We start from the raw sequence: 15,991 nt of genomic DNA on the forward strand, positions 1-15,991 counted from the left end.
TCGTCTACGGTCACTGGCCCGTCGCCTTCGCGATGATCTCCTTTGACACGTTCGCCGGCACTTCGGCGTACGAGTCGAACACCATGGAGTAATTCGCCCGGCCTTGCGTCTTGGACCTCAGGTCGCCGACGTAGCCGAACATCTCCGACAGCGGCACGTGCGCCTTGACAACGCGTGCACCGCTCCGCTCCTCCATGGCCTGGATTTGGCCACGGCGGGAGTTCAGGTCGCCGATCACATCGCCCATGTAGTCCTCGGGCGTGGTGACCTCGACGGCCATGATCGGTTCCAGGATGACCGGTTGCGCTTGCTGCGCAGCCTTTTTTAGCACCTGCGAACCTGCGATCTTGAACGCCATCTCCGACGAGTCGACCTCGTGGAACGCCCCGTCGAGCAGGGTGACCTTCAAGTTCACCAGCGGGTAGCCGGCCAGCACGCCGTACTGCATCGCGTCCTGGGCTCCGGCATCCACCGAAGGGATGTACTCACGCGGGATCCGGCCACCGGTGACCTTGTTCTGGAATTCGTAGGTAGCACCGTCCTCGCCGTGGAACGGCTCGAGGCTGATCAGCACCTTGGCGAACTGACCGGAACCGCCGGTCTGCTTCTTGTGGGTGAACTCGACCTTTTCCACCGTCCGCTTGATGGTCTCCTTGTAGGCCACCTGCGGTTTACCGACGTTCGCCTCGACCTTGAACTCGCGGCGCATGCGGTCGACCAGGATGTCCAGGTGCAACTCGCCCATCCCGCCGATCACGGTCTGGCCGGTCTCGGAGTCCTGGTGGACCTTGAAGGTCGGGTCCTCCTCGGCGAGCTTCTGGATCGACAGGCTCAGCTTCTCCTGGTCGCTCTTCGTCTTGGGCTCGATGGCTACCTCGATGACCGGGGCCGGGAAGGTCATCGACTCCAGCACGATCTGCTGGTTCGGGTCGCTCAGGGTGTCACCGGTGGTGGTGTCCTTGAGCCCGATCACCGCGTAGATGTGACCGGCCGAAGCGGTCTCCACCGGGTTCTCCTTATTGGAGTGCATCTGGAACAGCTTGCCCAGCCGCTCCTTCTTGCCCTTGGTGGCGTTGATGACCTGGCTGCCGGAGTCGACCTTGCCCGAGTACACCCGGACGTAGGTCAGCTTGCCGAAGAACGGGTGGGTCGCGACCTTGAACGCCAGCGCGGAGAACGGCTCGTCGGTCGACGGGTTGCGGGTGACCTCTTCGTCCTCCTTGCCCGGCACGTGGCCGACGGCCGGCGGCACGTCCAGCGGCGAGGGCAGGTAGTCGATGACGGCGTCCAGCATGGGCTGCACACCCTTGTTCTTGAAGGCGCTGCCGCACAGCACGGGGTAAGCCTCCGAGCTGATAGTCAGCTTGCGGATGGCGCCCTTTATCTCCTCGATTGTGAGCTCTTCGCCGCCGAGGTACTTCTCCAGCAGCGCCTCGTCGGTCTCGGCGACGGCCTCGAGCAGCTTGGTGCGGTACTCGTCGGCCTTCTCGGTCAGCTCGGCCGGGATCTCGATGGTGTCGTAGGTCTCGCCCAGCTTCGTCTCGCCGCGCCACACCTTGGCGTTCATCTCGACCAGGTCGACGATGCCCTCGAAATCACCCTCGGAGCCGACGGGCAGCTGAATCGGGATGGCGTTGGCACCGAGCCGCTCCTCCATGGTCTTCACCGAGAAGTAGAAGTCGGCCCCGATCTTGTCCATCTTGTTGACGAAGCAGATGCGCGGGACGTCGTATTTGTCAGCCTGCCGCCAGACCTGCTCGGACTGCGGCTCGACACCTTCCTTGCCGTCGAAGACGGCAACGGCACCGTCGAGCACGCGCAGGCTGCGCTCCACCTCGACGGTGAAGTCGACGTGCCCGGGGGTGTCGATGATGTTGATCTGGTTGTCTTTCCAGAAGCAGGTGGTGGCCGCGGAGGTGATGGTGATCCCCCGCTCCTGCTCCTGCTCCATCCAGTCCATGGTGGCGGCGCCGTCGTGCACCTCACCGATCTTGTAGCTGATACCGGTGTAATAGAGGATGCGCTCGGTCGTCGTCGTCTTGCCGGCGTCGATGTGCGCCATGATGCCGATGTTGCGGACCTTGGTCAGGTCGGTCAGCACGTCCTTCTGTGCCACAGAAGTCTTCCCACTCTTTCGATTGCTTGGTTAGTTCGCTGTCGGTTAGCGCCGGGCCACACTGCCTTTGGCGCCGTTGGAGCCCCTACCAGCGATAGTGGGCAAAGGCGCGGTTGGCCTCGGCCATCTTGTGGGTGTCCTCGCGCCGCTTGACGGCGGCCCCGAGGCCATTGCTGGCGTCCAGGATCTCGTTGGCCAGCCGCTCGACCATGGTCTTCTCACGGCGTTGCTTGGAAAAGCTGACCAACCAACGCAGAGCCAGCGTCACGGAGCGATCCGGACGCACCTCGACCGGGACCTGGTATGTAGCGCCACCGACGCGGCGGCTGCGCACCTCGAGGGAGGGCTTGACGTTGTCCATTGCGCGCTTGAGCGTGATCACCGGGTCGGTACCTGTTTTGTCCCGGGCGTTCTCGAGCGCTCCATAAACAATGCGTTCGGCCAGTGATTTCTTCCCGTCCAGCAGAACTTTGTTCACCAGCTGCGTCACCAGCTGCGACCCGTAGACCGGGTCATTGACCAGCGGACGCTTCGGCGCGGGCCCCTTGCGCGGCATCAGCTCTTCTCCTTCTTGGCGCCGTAACGGCTGCGAGCCTGCTTGCGGTTCTTGACACCCTGGGTATCGAGCGAGCCGCGGATGATCTTGTACCGGACACCGGGCAGGTCCTTCACACGACCACCGCGCACCAGCACCATCGAGTGCTCCTGCAGGTTGTGGCCTTCGCCGGGGATGTAGGCGGTGACCTCAACCTGACTCGTCAGCTTCACGCGGGCGACCTTCCGAAGCGCCGAGTTCGGCTTCTTCGGGGTGGTGGTGTACACGCGGGTGCATACGCCACGGCGCTGCGGGCTGCCCTTCAGGGCCGCGGTCTTGACCTTGGCGACCTTGTCGCGGCGACCCTTGCGGACCAGCTGCTGAATGGTTGGCATCTACCGGCTTTCTGTGTTCGTGTTCGGCATACTTCCAGCGTTCTCAAGTCTGTGTACTGCAGTTATGTCCGGCCGCATCACCCCGCGTCCGGGTGTGTCGCATGCGCTGCGCACCGGACTTGGTCCGATGCTTCGTGGACACGCGGATTTGCCCGGCATTCACTCCCTTACGGTTAGGCGCCGTAAGCCGCCAGGCACGAGGGACCACAATACCCGCCGCCGGTCTCGCAGGTCAAAGCGACGGCGGCGCTAGTGGCGATCGCAAGCGCGGCGTCGCCGGGCGCGCGGGTCGGCCTCGGGCTAGTGGAGGGCACCATCGGCGGCGGTGCGCGTTTCCAGGCCCGCCGCGAGCCGCAGCACCATGTCGGAGAACAGCGCGTCGGTGTCGATCTCGTCCATCACACCGGTCATCTCCAGCAAAACGAAGCCGTGCATCGCAGACCAGAACTCGATTGCCGCGTGGAAGGCCGCCTCGCCGTCCAGTCCGTAGGAGGACAGCACGGCGATCACCGGCGCGGCCGCGCCGCGGGTCGCGGCCGTGTATTCGGGATCGTCGCCGCCCAGCGGCATCCGCGTGAAGGCCGAGTAGCGGCCGGGGTGGTGGTGGGCGTAGCTGCGATAGGCCCCGGCCATCACCAGGACCGCGTCATCGCGGGCACGGCCCTCGCCGACCCGGTTGAGCATCCTGATGATGTCGTCGATGACGCGAATCCGCACCGCGCGCCGCAGGTCTTCCAGGCTGTCGACGTGGTTGTACAGCGACGGCCCCTTGGTCCCCAACTGCATCGCCAGCGCGTTGATGGTCAGGGCGTCCCAGCCCTCGCGATCCAAAAACGTCAAGGCGCCGTCGATGATCCCGTCCCGGCTCAGCTTGGCCGGACGGGAGGCGGGCCGTCCCGTGCGTTGGCGCCCGCCCGCCGATGGCGGATCCGGTGGAGCTGCCATGGCGTCGCCCTTCGATCACATGAACGGATTGCGGTTAACTAATGACTCTAGTTGACGCCCGTTCAGACATTAATCTCCCCGGAGGGGATATGAGCGCCTGGCAAAGGAAAACAAAGTCCGCCTCCGGGCAGACAAATGCACGTAATGTCATGCTTGCCTCGTTTCGAGCAGCCGACCCGTCCAAAAGGGGGCCCGCAGTGAAGTGGACGACTGTCGCCGGGTCACTGGCCACCTGTGTCATCGCCGTCGTTGCCACCGCCGCCGCCCCGCCGCGCGTCGCTCAGGCCAAGAACGGTGACACCCACGTCGTCGGAGAGGGCGTCGAGCAGGTTATCGACTGCAACGACGCCACGCTGATGGTCAACGGGACCGGCAACAACGTCACCGCGTTGGGCAACTGTTACGCCGTGACGGTGATGGGTTCGTCGAACACCGTTATCGCCGACTCGGTGTCACACGACATCACCGTGTACGGCTACAACCAGACGGTGTTCTACAAGGGCGGTCAGCCCGCCCTGTGGGACCGCGGCCGCGAACTGGGCATGACCAACCGGCTCCAGCAGGTGCCGGGCTGAACCACGGCACCAGACCATCGTCCTACCAAGAATCGAGGAACCATGCCCGCCTACCTCCGTGACCGTTCGCTGCGCCTGGCCGTGTTCGCCATGACGCCGGCCGCCGCAGCCCTGGTGCTGGCCGGCTGCAGTTCGACGGCCAACCCGCCGGCGGGATCTTCGACGACCACCACGAAAAGCAGCAGCGCGACGACCAGTGCCGGCGCCGCCCCGACTACGGGATCGAGCAGTGCGAGCACCACCGCGTCCATCGAGATCGGGAACACGATGAACTACGGATCGATGGGCACGACCACCACCCTCGACTGCGCCAACGGCAAGTCGCTGAACGTCGGCGGCTCGGACAACACGCTGACCATCACGGGCAGCTGCGAGACCGTCACCGTCACCGGCGCCAACAACAAGATCACCTTCGACAAGGTCAACACCCGCATCACCGTGCTGGGGATGGACAACACCATCACCTACAAAGACGGTAACCCCAAGGTCGACGAGATCGGTTCGGGCAACACGATCAACAAAGGCGGCTGACCGCACGGGATTAGGCGCCCGGCGCCCCGTGCGCGGCTAGCCGGCGGGCGCCCCGTGCCGTCCCGCGCCCGCCGCGAAACGCCCGGCTCCTTCGTTCGCCTCCGCGGCCACCCGGGAGATGCTGGCGAATTCGAAGTCGATCGCGTCGGATTCGGTTGTCCCCCATTGGTGTAGCGCCGAAAGCCGGTCCGAGCGCAGGCACTGCTGGGGCAGCGCCGCCAGTTGTGCCGCCATCTCCTCTGCCGCTTGGCGCGACTGGCCCTTGGGGACAACCCGATTCGCCAATCCGATGGCCAGGGCCTCCTCGGCGGCCACCGCGCGGCCGGTGAGGATCATGTCCATCGCCCGGCTGTGTCCGATCAGCCGGGGCAGTCGCACGGTGCCGCCGTCGATCAGGGGAACGCCCCAGCGCCGGCAGAACACGCCGAACACGGCGTCCTCATCGGCCACCCGCAGGTCACACCAGATGGCCAATTCCAGGCCGCCTGCGACGGCGTAGCCGCTGACCGCGGCGATGACGGGTTTGGACAGCTCCATCCGCGTCGGGCCCATCGGGCCGGGGCCGGTGCGGTGCACGGCGTTGGCGTCGGCCGTACCGAAGGCTTTCAAATCGGCTCCGGCGCAGAATGTTCCGTTATCGCCCCACAGCACGGCCACCGATGCGGTGTCGTCGCGGTCGAACTCCTCGAAGGCGGCGTACAGCGCGGCGGCCGTCGGGCCGTTGACCGCGTTGCGGGCCGCCGGGCGGTTGATGATCACCGTGGTCACCGGGCCGTTGCGCTCGATACGCACCGGGTCAGTCATGTCGCCTCCGCAAATAGTGGTTCGCGCCGCTGGAGCAGCTCAGCGGCAAAGTCGTGGTATGCCGCCCGCAACCGGGCGCCGGGCCAGTCGGCCGGCAGTAGCTCATCGGGCAACACCGGGTCGGTGAGCAGGTGCCGCACCGCCGCCGCGGCCACCACAAAACGGCCGGGAATGTCTGGCGCGGCGGCCATCTCGTCCAGCAGCTCATGACCGGTCTGCGCCCAGGTGGGCAGGTCCCACAGCTGCGCGGCCAGCTCGGCGGGGCCATCGTCGCGCGCCTGCAGCACCCGCGCCTGGGCGGTGACCTCGGGGTCAGGCTCTGCGTCGATGTTGTCCGGGCGCATCCACACCCCTTCGCGGAGCTCGCCGAAGCGCTTGTCGTGCAGGGTGGTTCGCAGCGCCGCGCGGGTGCGCGCGTCCTTCCCCACGCTGGTCACGATGAGCGTGACCCACTCCCCGCTCCACGGGTGCACCCGCGGGTCGATGGCGTCGTCCTGGCGTCGTTGACGAGCCAGCAGGCGAACGGAGAGCCGGTAGCCGTCGGCCGAGCGGATCAGGTCGCCGGCACCGACCATGCGGGTCAGCGCCACGCGCAGCGTCGACTCCTTGATGCCGAAATCGGAGGTAAGCCTGATCAATTCGCCAGCGCGGGCGTGCGCGGGGTGAGCACCGAGCAGCACGCTGAGCACCACCGACCGTGCTGTCATGTCCGGCATGGCTACACTCCGGATGCGCGACGGCCGTGGTCGCCGAACGGTTCGTCGCGATGCCGCACCGCCTCGCGGAATCCGTGCTCGACCGCATCGGCGACGAAGGCGTGGCCCTCGGGCGTGTGCCGGGCGACACCGTCGAACACCGTGCTGACCATCCTGCTGGTCGCCACGCCCTGTTGCAGCAGAGCAGAATTCAGCGCGAGCTTGACCATGATCAGCTGGTTGACGGGCACCGCGGCGATCCGGTCGACGAGCCGCTCGGTGCGCTCGTCGAGGTTCGCCGGATCCGGCGCCTCGACCGCCCATCCCCACTCGGCGGCCTGCGCGCCCGTGAGGCAATCACCGGTGAACAACAGCCTTTTCGCGCGTTGATCACCCAGGCGGTGCGCCCACAGGCCGGCCGCCGGGACGCCCCACACCCGGGTCGGCGGGTAGCCGATCTTGGCGTCTGCGGCGGCGATCACCTGATCCGCGTGCAGCGCGATGTCGGTGCCGCCGGCCACGCAGTAGCCGTGGATCTTGACCACCGTCGGCTTGTCGGCGTGCATCAGGCTGGAGAAGCCTCGCACGAAGCGACTCATCATCTGGTAATCGATCATGGGGTCCCACGGCTGGTCCGCCAGATGGTTGACCGCCTGGGCCTTTCCGTCCAGCACGGTGCCCTGATATGCACCGGTGCCGCCGGCCGAACCGGTGCGATCGGCGTAGGCACTCAGGTCGAAGCCCGCGCAGAAGCCCTCGCCGCGTCCCGACACCAGGATGACATGAACATTCGGGTCGAGATCGGCGCGCTCCACCAGTGCCGAGAGTTCCAGCGGGGTGTCCGCGACGATTGCGTTGCCCTTGTCCGGGCGGTTGAACGTGATCCGCGCAACCCGATCGGTGACCTCATAGGTCATCGTTTTGAGGTTGTCGAAGTCGACCGGCCTGATCGCGTGGGTCATGTTGCGGCTCAGCCCTTGACCAGTGCCCGCTCCAGGATCGGTGCGAGATCGAGTCCGTCCGGCATGGTGCCGAACGCACCGCCCCACCGGCGGTCGAGCCGGGTGGTCAGGAAGGCCTCGGCGACGGCCGGATGGCCGTGGCGCACCAGCAGCGAGCCCTGCAGCGCCAGGCAGATGTCTTCGGCCACCTTGCGGCCGCGGTAGGCGATGGTCTCCAGGTCGCCCAGCTGATCGCGCACCCCCGCGACGTGGTTGGCCAAGCGCGGATCCTGACTTGCGCCCTCGGCGAGCTCGTCGAACAACACCTCGACGCATTCCGGACGAGTTGCCATGGCGCGCAACGTGTCCAGCGCACTGACGTTGCCCGAACCCTCCCAGATGCCCATCAGCGGCGCCTCCCGGTACAGCCGCGGCATGCCCGAGTCCTCGACGAAGCCGTTGCCTCCCAGGCATTCCAGCGCCTCGGCGGCGTGCGGCGTGGAGCGCTTGCACACCCAGTACTTGCTTGCCGCCAGGCCGATGCGGCGCAGCAGCGCTTCTCGCTGGTCGCCTCGCACGGCCTTGTCGGTGGCGCCGGCCATCCGCATCGCGACCATGGTGGCCGCCTCCGCCTCGACGGCCAGATCGGCGAGCACGTTACGCATCAGCGGTTGGTCGATCAGGTAGGCGCCGAACGCCTTTCGGTGCTGGGCATGGTAGATCGCACGGGTCAGACCGGTGCGCATGCTGGTGGCGCTGCCCAGCGTGCAATCCAGCCGCGTGAGGTTGACCATCTCGATGATGGTGGGCACGCCGCGCCCTTCCTCCCCTACCAGCCACGCGGTCGCGCCGTCGTATTCCACTTCACTGGACGCGTTGGCATGGTTGCCGAGCTTGTCCTTGAGCCGCTGCAGGAACATTCGGTTGCGGGTCCCGTCGGGCAGAACCCGGGGCAGCAGGAAGCACGACAGCCCACCCGGCGCCTGCGCCAGCACCAGGAAGATGTCGCACATCGGCGCCGAGGTGAACCACTTGTGACCGGTCAGGCGATAGGTACCGTCGGCGTTGGGGGTTGCCTGGGTGGTGCCGGCGCGCACGTCGGAACCGCCCTGCTTCTCGGTCATCGACATGCCGGCGGTGATGCCCGGCTTGGTGGTGGCCAGCCGGAGCTCGGGGTCGTATTCGCGGCTGGTCAGCAGTGGCTCGTACACGTTGGCCAGCTCGGGATTGAAGCGCAGCGCCGGAACGACGGCGTACGTCATCGAGATCGGGCAGACGTGGCCCGCTTCCACCGTCCACACCGACGTTTTGGCGGCGCGCACGACGTGCGCCCCCGGGCGCTCGTCGGCCCAGGGCGCGGCGTGCATGCCGTGGGCGACTGCGGCGCGCATCAGCTCGTGGTAGGCCGGGTCGAATTCGACCTCGTCTACCCGGTGACCGTTGCGGTCGTGGGTGTGCAGGACGGGGCGATTGCGGTCGGCGAGCTCGCCCCACCGCTGCGCGTGGTGGGTGGCCGAGAGCGCGCCCACCTCGTTCACCTCGTCCAGGCCCCACTGCCCGCCCTCGCGGATCAGGGCCTCGATGAGCACCGCGGAGCTGGCGGGGTTGTGGTTCTCCAGGGGCGGGACCTGGTTGGTGACGACATGCGTATCCGACATGCCACCAATGTTACATTTTCCCGACAGTTGCACAAGAGGTGTAATAGCCGGGCGGGGTCAACCCGTGGTGTTCTCGCGCAGGAAGGCGATGTCGTCCTTGCGGCCCTCGTCCGCGGTTTCGCAGATCACCGGCGCACCGGCGGCCTCGACCACCGCGACGAGCAGCTCGGGGTCGATCTGGCCGGTGCCGAAGTTCGCGTGCCTATCGGCACCGGAGCCTGCCGCGTCCCGCGAGTCGTTGCAGTGCACCAGATCGATGCGTCCGGTCAGCGCCCTGATCCTGTCGACCGCATCGATCAGGGCCTCACCGGCGGCCCAGGCGTGACAGGTGTCCAGGCAGAAGCCAATTCCCTTGTCGCCGATGTGATCCCACAGTTTGCCAATGGTGTCGAAATAGCGGGCCATTGCGTGGTCGCCGCCGGCGGTGTTTTCCAGATACACCCGCACGTCCGTTTCCAGGTAGTCGAGTGCTTTGACCCACCGCTCGAAGCCGGCTTCCATATCGTCGTCGTCGGCGTGGCCGCCGTGCACGATGACCGCCGTCGCGTTGATTTCCGAAGCCGCGTCGCAGGTGTCCTGCAAGATCTTGCGCGACGGGATCCGGATGCGGTTGTTCGCCGAGGCGACGTTGATGAGGTACGGCGCATGGACGTAAAGCGGTACGGTCGACGCTTTGAGCGCCTCGGCATCGTCGCGCGGTTTGGGTTTCTTCCAGCTCTGTGGGTTGCCGAGGAAGAACTGCACCACGTCGGCGCCGTCGGTTTGGGCGGCGGCCAGCGGGTCGTCGTTGCGGACGTGTGAACCGATGAGCACGTCGGCCAGTCTAGTGACGGGCTCCGACGCGCCGCACAGCCGTCATCTCCGCCAGAACAGGTGGTGCGTGACCCCACTTGGGCTGGGCACCACCTCGTGGTGGAACCGGTCTTCGAGCTCGTCCGGTGACTCCCAGAGTCGGGACCCGGCGCCGATGTCGATGTCGGCGACCGCCGCGTGGAGAGTGTCGACCAGGCCGGCGTCGAGGAATTGCCGGACGGTGGTCGCGCCCCCTCCGAGGCGGACGTCCTTGCCGGCCGCGGCTGCTTTCGCCTGTTCCAGGACACTCGCCGCGTCATCGGAGACGAAGTGAAACGTTGTCTCTCCCAAGGCCAGTGACGGGCGCTCATGGTGCGTCATGACGAACACAGGCGTGTGGAACGGCGGTTCGTCGCCCCACCATCCCTGCCAGTCGTAGTGGTCCTCCCAAGGACCGCGGTATGGGCTGAACTTGTTGCGACCCATGATCTCCGCGCCGATGTTGTTCCTGAAGTCTCGTGCGAAGTAGTCGTCGAGGCCGCGTGTCCCGCCCGGCTCGCTGCGGCCCACCCAACTCGCCGTCGCGCCGACCCACGCGAACAGGGCGGGTTGGTCGGCATCGCCGAATGGCCGCTCGAGGCATTGGTTTAGCCCCGCGCCGAAGCCGTCGCGCGACAGCATGAAGTTGTGGACTCTGAGCAGTTGGGCCACGCGTTCCTCCTGGGATCTTCAACGGTCGACAGGTAGACCTCGATCGCAGGCCGAACTCATCGGCATACGAAAAAGCCCCGGGGCGAACCCGGGGCTTTTCGCTGTTGACTAGCGGTAGTCGCTGTAGCCGTAGTCGTCCAGCGGCACCGCGGCACCGGTGGCCTGGCCGAAGTCCGGGCTGTAGTACTGATCCTCGTAGGACGGGATCGTGTACGCGGCGGCCCGGGCCTCCTCGGTCGGCTGCACCTGGATGTTGCGGTACCGGTTGATACCGGTACCGGCCGGGATCAGCTTTCCGATGATCACGTTCTCCTTCAGACCGTTGAGCTTGTCGCTGCGGCAGTTGATCGCCGCATCGGTCAGCACTCGCGTGGTCTCCTGGAACGACGCCGCGCTCAGCCACGAGTCCGTGGCCAGCGACGCCTTCGTGATACCCATCAGCACCGGACGTCCGGCTGCGGGCTCGCCGCCTTCGGCAACCACGCGGCGGTTCTCCGACTCGAACCCGGCACGCTCGATCAGCGAGCCGGGCAGGAACTCCGTCGCACCCGAGTCGATGATGGTGACGCGGCGCAGCATCTGGCGAACGATCACCTCGATGTGCTTGTCGTGAATCGACACACCCTGAGCGCGGTAGACCTCCTGGACCTCACGGACCAGGTGGATCTGCACCTCGCGCGGGCCCTGCACACGCAGCACCTCGTGCGGGTCGGCCGAGCCTTCCATCAGCTGCTGGCCCACCTCGACGTGGTCGCCGTCGGACAGCACCCGCTCGGAACCGTCCTCGTGCTTGAACACACGCAGCCGCTGCCGCTTGGAGAGCTTGTCGTACACGACCTCTTCGCTGCCGTCGTCGGGAACGATGGTGATCTTGTAGAAGCGCTCACCGTCCTCGAGGCGGATACGTCCGGTGACGTCGGCGATCGGCGCCTTGCCGCGCGGGATGCGGGCCTCGAACAGCTCCTGCACGCGGGGCAGACCGCCGGTGATGTCCTCACCGACACCACCCTGGTGGAAGGTGCGCATGGTCAACTGGGTACCGGGCTCACCGATGGACTGCGCGGCGACGATACCGACGGCCTCGCCGATGTCGACCAGCTTTCCAGTGGCCATGGACCGCCCGTAACAGGTCGCGCACACACCGGTACCGGTGGTACACGTCAGCACCGAGCGCACCTTGATCTGCGTAATACCCGCAGCCAGTAGGGCTTCGATCGACGGGTCACCCAGGTCCTCACCACGCGCCACGACGACGTTGCCGCCCTCGTCGACCGCGTCGGCGCCCAGAGTCCGTGCGTACGCCGAGGTTTCGATGTACGGGTCGCGGATCAGTGTGCCGTCGGGCTGACGCTCGGCCAGTTCGACGATGATGCCCCGCTCGGTCTCGCAGTCGTGCTCGCGGACGATGACGTCCTGGCTGACGTCCACCAGGCGACGGGTCAGGTAACCCGAGTCAGCGGTACGCAACGCGGTGTCCGCCAAGCCCTTTCGAGCGCCGTGCGTGTTGATGAAGTACTCCAGCACGGTCAGGCCCTCACGGAAGGAGGACTTGACCGGACGCGGGATGAACTCACCCTTGGGGTTGGTCACCAGGCCTTTCATGCCGGCCAGCGTTCGCGTCTGGGTGAAGTTACCCGTGGCGCCCGAGTCCACGATCGTGATGATCGGGTTGTCGGCCGGGTAGTGCTCACGCAGCGCCTGACCGACCTCGTCGGTGGCTTCCTTCCAGATCTCCACCAGCGCCTCGTTACGCTCGTCGTGGTTCAAAGCACCACGCTGGAACTGCTTTTCGACCTTCTCAGCCCGCTCCTCGTACTGGTCGAGGATCTCCTTCTTGCGCGGCGGGACGAGCACGTCGGCCATCGAGACCGTGACGCCACTGCGGGTCGCCCAGTAGAAACCGGCGTCCTTGAGCTTGTCCACCGTCTGCGCGACGACGATCATCGGGTAACGCTCGGCCAGATCGTTGATGATCGAAGCCTGGACCTTCTTGTGCATCTGCTTGTTCACGAACGGATAGCCCACCGGCAGCAGCTCGTTGAAAAGAACACGGCCCAAGGTGGTCTCAGCCATCCAGGCATCGCCCGGCTGCCAGCCGTTGGCGCCGAACAGCTCGGCCTCGATCTCGGTGGGCGGACGCAACTGGGTCAGCCGCACCTTGATCTTGGCCCGCACCGACAGCACGCCGCGGTCGGACGCCATGATCGCCTCGGCCGGCGAGGAGTAAACCCCGACCTCGGGCTCGTCCTTGGCGGCCGCCTTGAATTCGCCCTTTTCACCGTCGACCTCGGTGGTCAGGAAGTACAGACCGGTCACCATGTCCAGACGCGGCATGGCCAGCGGACGGCCAGACGCGGGCGACAGGATGTTGTTCGACGACAGCATCAGGATGCGGGCCTCGGCCTGCGCCTCGGCGCTCAGCGGCAGGTGCACCGCCATCTGGTCACCGTCGAAGTCGGCGTTGAACGCCTCACACACCAGCGGGTGCAGCTGGATCGCCTTGCCTTCCACCAGCATTGGCTCGAAGGCCTGGATGCCCAGCCGGTGCAGCGTGGGTGCGCGGTTCAGCAGCACCGGGTGCTCGGCGATGACCTCTTCGAGGACATCCCACACCTGGGGACGCTGACGTTCCACCATGCGTTTGGCGCTCTTGATGTTCTGCGCGTGGTTGAGGTCGACCAGCCGCTTCATCACGAACGGCTTGAACAGCTCCAGCGCCATCAGCTTGGGCAGACCGCACTGGTGCAGCTTGAGCTGCGGACCGACCACGATGACCGAACGGCCCGAGTAGTCGACACGCTTACCGAGCAGGTTCTGGCGGAACCGGCCCTGCTTGCCCTTGAGCAGATCGCTCAGCGACTTCAACGGGCGGTTACCCGGCCCGGTGACCGGGCGACCGCGACGGCCGTTGTCGAACAGCGCGTCCACGGACTCCTGCAACATCCGCTTCTCGTTGTTGACGATGATCTCGGGCGCGCCGAGGTCGATCAGCCTCTTGAGGCGGTTGTTCCGGTTGATCACGCGGCGGTACAGGTCGTTCAGGTCGCTGGTGGCGAACCGGCCACCGTCGAGCTGCACCATCGGGCGCAGTTCCGGCGGAATCACCGGGACGGCGTCGAGCACCATGCCCATCGGCGAGTTGCCCGACTGCTGGAATGCCGCAACGACTTTCAGACGCTTCAAGGCGCGCAGCTTCTTCTGGCCCTTGCCGTTCTTGATGACGTCCCGCAGGATCTCGGCCTCGGCGTCGATGTCGAAGTTCTCGATCAGCTTCTGGATCGACTCCGCGCCCATGGCACCGGTGAAGTACTCGCCGTAGCGGTCGATGAGCTCGCGGTAGAGGTTCTCGTCGACGATCAGCTGCTTGGGAGCCAGCTTGGTGAAGGTGGTCCAGATCTCCTCGAGCCGGTCCAGCTCACGCTGGGCCCGGTCGCGCAGTTGACGCATCTCGCGCTCGCCGCCGTCGCGGACCTTGCGGCGCGCGTCGGCTTTGGCACCCTCGGCCTCCAGTTCGGCCAGGTCGGCCTCGAGCTTCTGGGCGCGGGCCTCCAGGTCGGCGTCGCGCTGGTCCTCAATGGCCTTGCGCTCCACCATCATTTCGGCCTCGAGCGTGGAGAGCTCGTTGTGACGCATCTCGTCGTCGACCGCGGTGATGACGTAGGCGGCGAAGTAAATGATCTTCTCGAGATCCTTCGGCGCCAGGTCGAGCAGATACCCCAGCCGCGACGGCACGCCCTTGAAGTACCAGATGTGCGTGACGGGCGCGGCCAGCTCGATGTGGCCCATCCGCTCGCGACGCACCTTGGCGCGGGTCACCTCGACGCCACAGCGCTCACAGATGATGCCCTTGAACCGGACACGCTTGTACTTGCCGCAGTAGCACTCCCAGTCGCGAGTGGGTCCGAAGATCTTCTCGCAGAACAGGCCGTCCTTCTCCGGTTTCAGCGTGCGGTAGTTGATCGTCTCCGGCTTCTTGACTTCGCCGTAAGACCATTGCCTGATGTCCTCCGCGGTGGCCAGGCCGATACGGAGTTCATCGAAGAAGTTGACGTCGAGCACGTAACTCCCTTTCCCCTTGCGGGTTTAGTTACCAATAAGAGGCTGGCTTGAGCGTTGCCGCTAAGCCAGATCCTCAACAGACGCAGATTCGTTGCGGGACAAGTTGATTCCCAGGTTCGCCGCTGCCCGCTCGAGGTCCTCGTCCTCGCCTTCGCGCAACTCGATCGCCGCACCGTCCGAGGAGAGCACCTCGACGTTGAGGCAGAGCGACTGCAGCTCCTTGAGCAACACCTTGAAGGACTCGGGAATGCCCGGCTCCGGGATGTTCTCGCCCTTGACGATCGCCTCGTACACCTTGACCCGGCCGACGGTGTCGTCGGACTTGATGGTCAACAGCTCCTGCAGCGTGTATGCCGCACCGTAGGCCTGCATGGCCCAGCACTCCATCTCACCGAAGCGCTGGCCACCGAACTGCGCCTTACCACCCAGCGGCTGCTGCGTGATCATCGAGTACGGACCGGTGGAGCGGGCGTGGATCTTGTCGTCCACCAAGTGGTGCAGCTTCATGATGTACATGTAGCCAACGGTCACCGGGTACGGGAACGGCTCGCCGCTACGGCCGTCGAACAGCACCGCCTTGCCGTCGCCGTTGACCATGACCTCACCGTCGCGGTTGGGCAGCGTGCAGGACAGCATGCCCTGCAGCTCCTCCTCCTTGGCGCCATCGAACACCGGCGTCGACACGATCTGGTTCGGCCGCGCGTGCAGCAACTGCTCGGGCAGGTTGACCGCCCACTCAGGCGAACCGTCGATGTTCCAGCCGGACTTGGCCACCCACCCCAGGTGGGTCTCCAGGATCTGGCCGATGTTCATCCGTCGCGGCACACCGTGGGTGTTCAGGATGATGTCCACCGGGGTGCCGTCCGGCAGGAACGGCATGTCCTCCTGCGGCAGGATCTTGCCGATGACGCCCTTGTTGCCGTGGCGTCCGGCGAGCTTGTCACCGTCGGAGATCTTGCGCTTCTGGGCCACGTAGACGCGCACCAGCTCGTTGACACCGGCAGGCAGCTCGTCGTCGTCCTCGCGGGAGAACACCCGGATGCCGATGACCTTGCCGGACTCGCCGTGCGGCACCTTCAATGAGGTGTCGCGAACCTCGCGGGCCTTCTCGCCGAAGATCGCGCGCAGCAGCCGCTCCTCCGGGGTCAGCTCGGTCTCACCCTTCGGGGTGACCTTGCCGACCAGGATGTCGCCGTCGCGAACCTCGGCACCGATGCGCACGATGCCGCGCTCG

14 protein-coding genes are annotated in these 15,991 nt (G+C 66.1%); 2 read left to right on the top strand and 12 right to left on the bottom strand.

What is annotated here, in order from left to right; all coding sequences use genetic code 11:
- Nucleotides 1–10 precede the first annotated feature (10 nt).
- The 4 genes from fusA to VFW69_RS02460 all read right to left on the bottom strand — a co-directional run bounded on the left by fusA (nucleotide 11) and on the right by VFW69_RS02460 (nucleotide 3,991).
- Nucleotides 11–2,116: an elongation factor G gene (fusA, locus tag VFW69_RS02445; RefSeq protein ID WP_526497815.1), complete on the bottom strand. Its 2,106-nt coding sequence runs from the start codon at nucleotides 2,114–2,116 to the stop codon at nucleotides 11–13.
- Between the two features lie 85 nt (nucleotides 2,117–2,201).
- Nucleotides 2,202–2,672 carry a 30S ribosomal protein S7 gene (rpsG, locus tag VFW69_RS02450; protein ID WP_067102815.1) on the bottom strand — a complete coding sequence of 157 codons (471 nt, stop codon included), beginning with the start codon at nucleotides 2,670–2,672 and terminating at the stop codon, nucleotides 2,202–2,204.
- A complete protein-coding gene (gene rpsL, locus VFW69_RS02455; protein ID WP_007767794.1) occupies nucleotides 2,672–3,046 on the bottom strand; it encodes a 30S ribosomal protein S12 in 375 nt (124 codons plus the stop codon). Before rpsL ends, rpsG begins: the two co-directional genes overlap by 1 nt.
- Nucleotides 3,047–3,346: 300 nt before the next feature.
- Nucleotides 3,347–3,991, bottom strand: a complete 645-nt coding sequence (locus VFW69_RS02460) for a TetR/AcrR family transcriptional regulator (protein WP_526497817.1) — start codon at nucleotides 3,989–3,991, stop codon at nucleotides 3,347–3,349.
- A gap of 197 nt (nucleotides 3,992–4,188) precedes the next feature.
- On the opposite strand from VFW69_RS02460, the gene VFW69_RS02465 reads away from it, so the two are divergent.
- Both VFW69_RS02465 and VFW69_RS02470 read left to right on the top strand, forming a co-directional pair.
- Entirely contained in the window at nucleotides 4,189–4,566 is a 378-nt protein-coding gene (locus VFW69_RS02465) for a DUF3060 domain-containing protein (RefSeq protein ID WP_526497819.1), read from the top strand.
- 42 nt (nucleotides 4,567–4,608) lie between these two features.
- Nucleotides 4,609–5,097 carry a DUF3060 domain-containing protein gene (locus VFW69_RS02470; RefSeq protein WP_526497821.1) on the top strand — a complete coding sequence of 163 codons (489 nt, stop codon included), beginning with the start codon at nucleotides 4,609–4,611 and terminating at the stop codon, nucleotides 5,095–5,097.
- A gap of 36 nt (nucleotides 5,098–5,133) precedes the next feature.
- Here the strand turns inward: VFW69_RS02470 and VFW69_RS02475 are convergent, their stop codons facing one another.
- The 8 genes from VFW69_RS02475 to VFW69_RS02510 form a co-directional block, all read right to left on the bottom strand.
- On the bottom strand, nucleotides 5,134–5,901 hold the full coding sequence (locus VFW69_RS02475; protein ID WP_526497823.1) for a crotonase/enoyl-CoA hydratase family protein: 768 nt from the start codon (nucleotides 5,899–5,901) through the stop codon (nucleotides 5,134–5,136).
- Nucleotides 5,898–6,617, bottom strand: a complete 720-nt coding sequence (locus VFW69_RS02480; RefSeq protein ID WP_526497825.1) for a PaaX family transcriptional regulator C-terminal domain-containing protein — start codon at nucleotides 6,615–6,617, stop codon at nucleotides 5,898–5,900. Before VFW69_RS02480 ends, VFW69_RS02475 begins: the two co-directional genes overlap by 4 nt.
- Before the next feature lie 2 nt (nucleotides 6,618–6,619).
- Entirely contained in the window at nucleotides 6,620–7,558 is a 939-nt protein-coding gene (locus VFW69_RS02485; protein ID WP_526497827.1) for an enoyl-CoA hydratase/isomerase family protein, read from the bottom strand.
- Nucleotides 7,559–7,566: 8 nt separating this feature from the next.
- On the bottom strand, nucleotides 7,567–9,195 hold the full coding sequence (locus tag VFW69_RS02490; protein ID WP_526497829.1) for an acyl-CoA dehydrogenase family protein: 1,629 nt from the start codon (nucleotides 9,193–9,195) through the stop codon (nucleotides 7,567–7,569).
- 57 nt (nucleotides 9,196–9,252) lie between these two features.
- Nucleotides 9,253–10,008, bottom strand: a complete 756-nt coding sequence (locus VFW69_RS02495; RefSeq protein WP_526497831.1) for a deoxyribonuclease IV — start codon at nucleotides 10,006–10,008, stop codon at nucleotides 9,253–9,255.
- 42 nt (nucleotides 10,009–10,050) lie between these two features.
- A complete protein-coding gene (locus VFW69_RS02500; protein WP_526497833.1) occupies nucleotides 10,051–10,698 on the bottom strand; it encodes a dihydrofolate reductase family protein in 648 nt (215 codons plus the stop codon).
- A 108-nt stretch (nucleotides 10,699–10,806) separates the two neighbouring features.
- On the bottom strand, nucleotides 10,807–14,757 hold the full coding sequence (locus tag VFW69_RS02505; RefSeq protein ID WP_526497835.1) for a DNA-directed RNA polymerase subunit beta': 3,951 nt from the start codon (nucleotides 14,755–14,757) through the stop codon (nucleotides 10,807–10,809).
- 60 nt (nucleotides 14,758–14,817) lie between these two features.
- A partial coding sequence (locus tag VFW69_RS02510; protein WP_526497837.1) for a DNA-directed RNA polymerase subunit beta occupies nucleotides 14,818–15,991 on the bottom strand: 1,174 nt, incomplete at its 5' end.

The organism is Mycobacterium sp., from assembly GCF_036273375.1.
Classification (GTDB): domain Bacteria; phylum Actinomycetota; class Actinomycetes; order Mycobacteriales; family Mycobacteriaceae; genus Mycobacterium.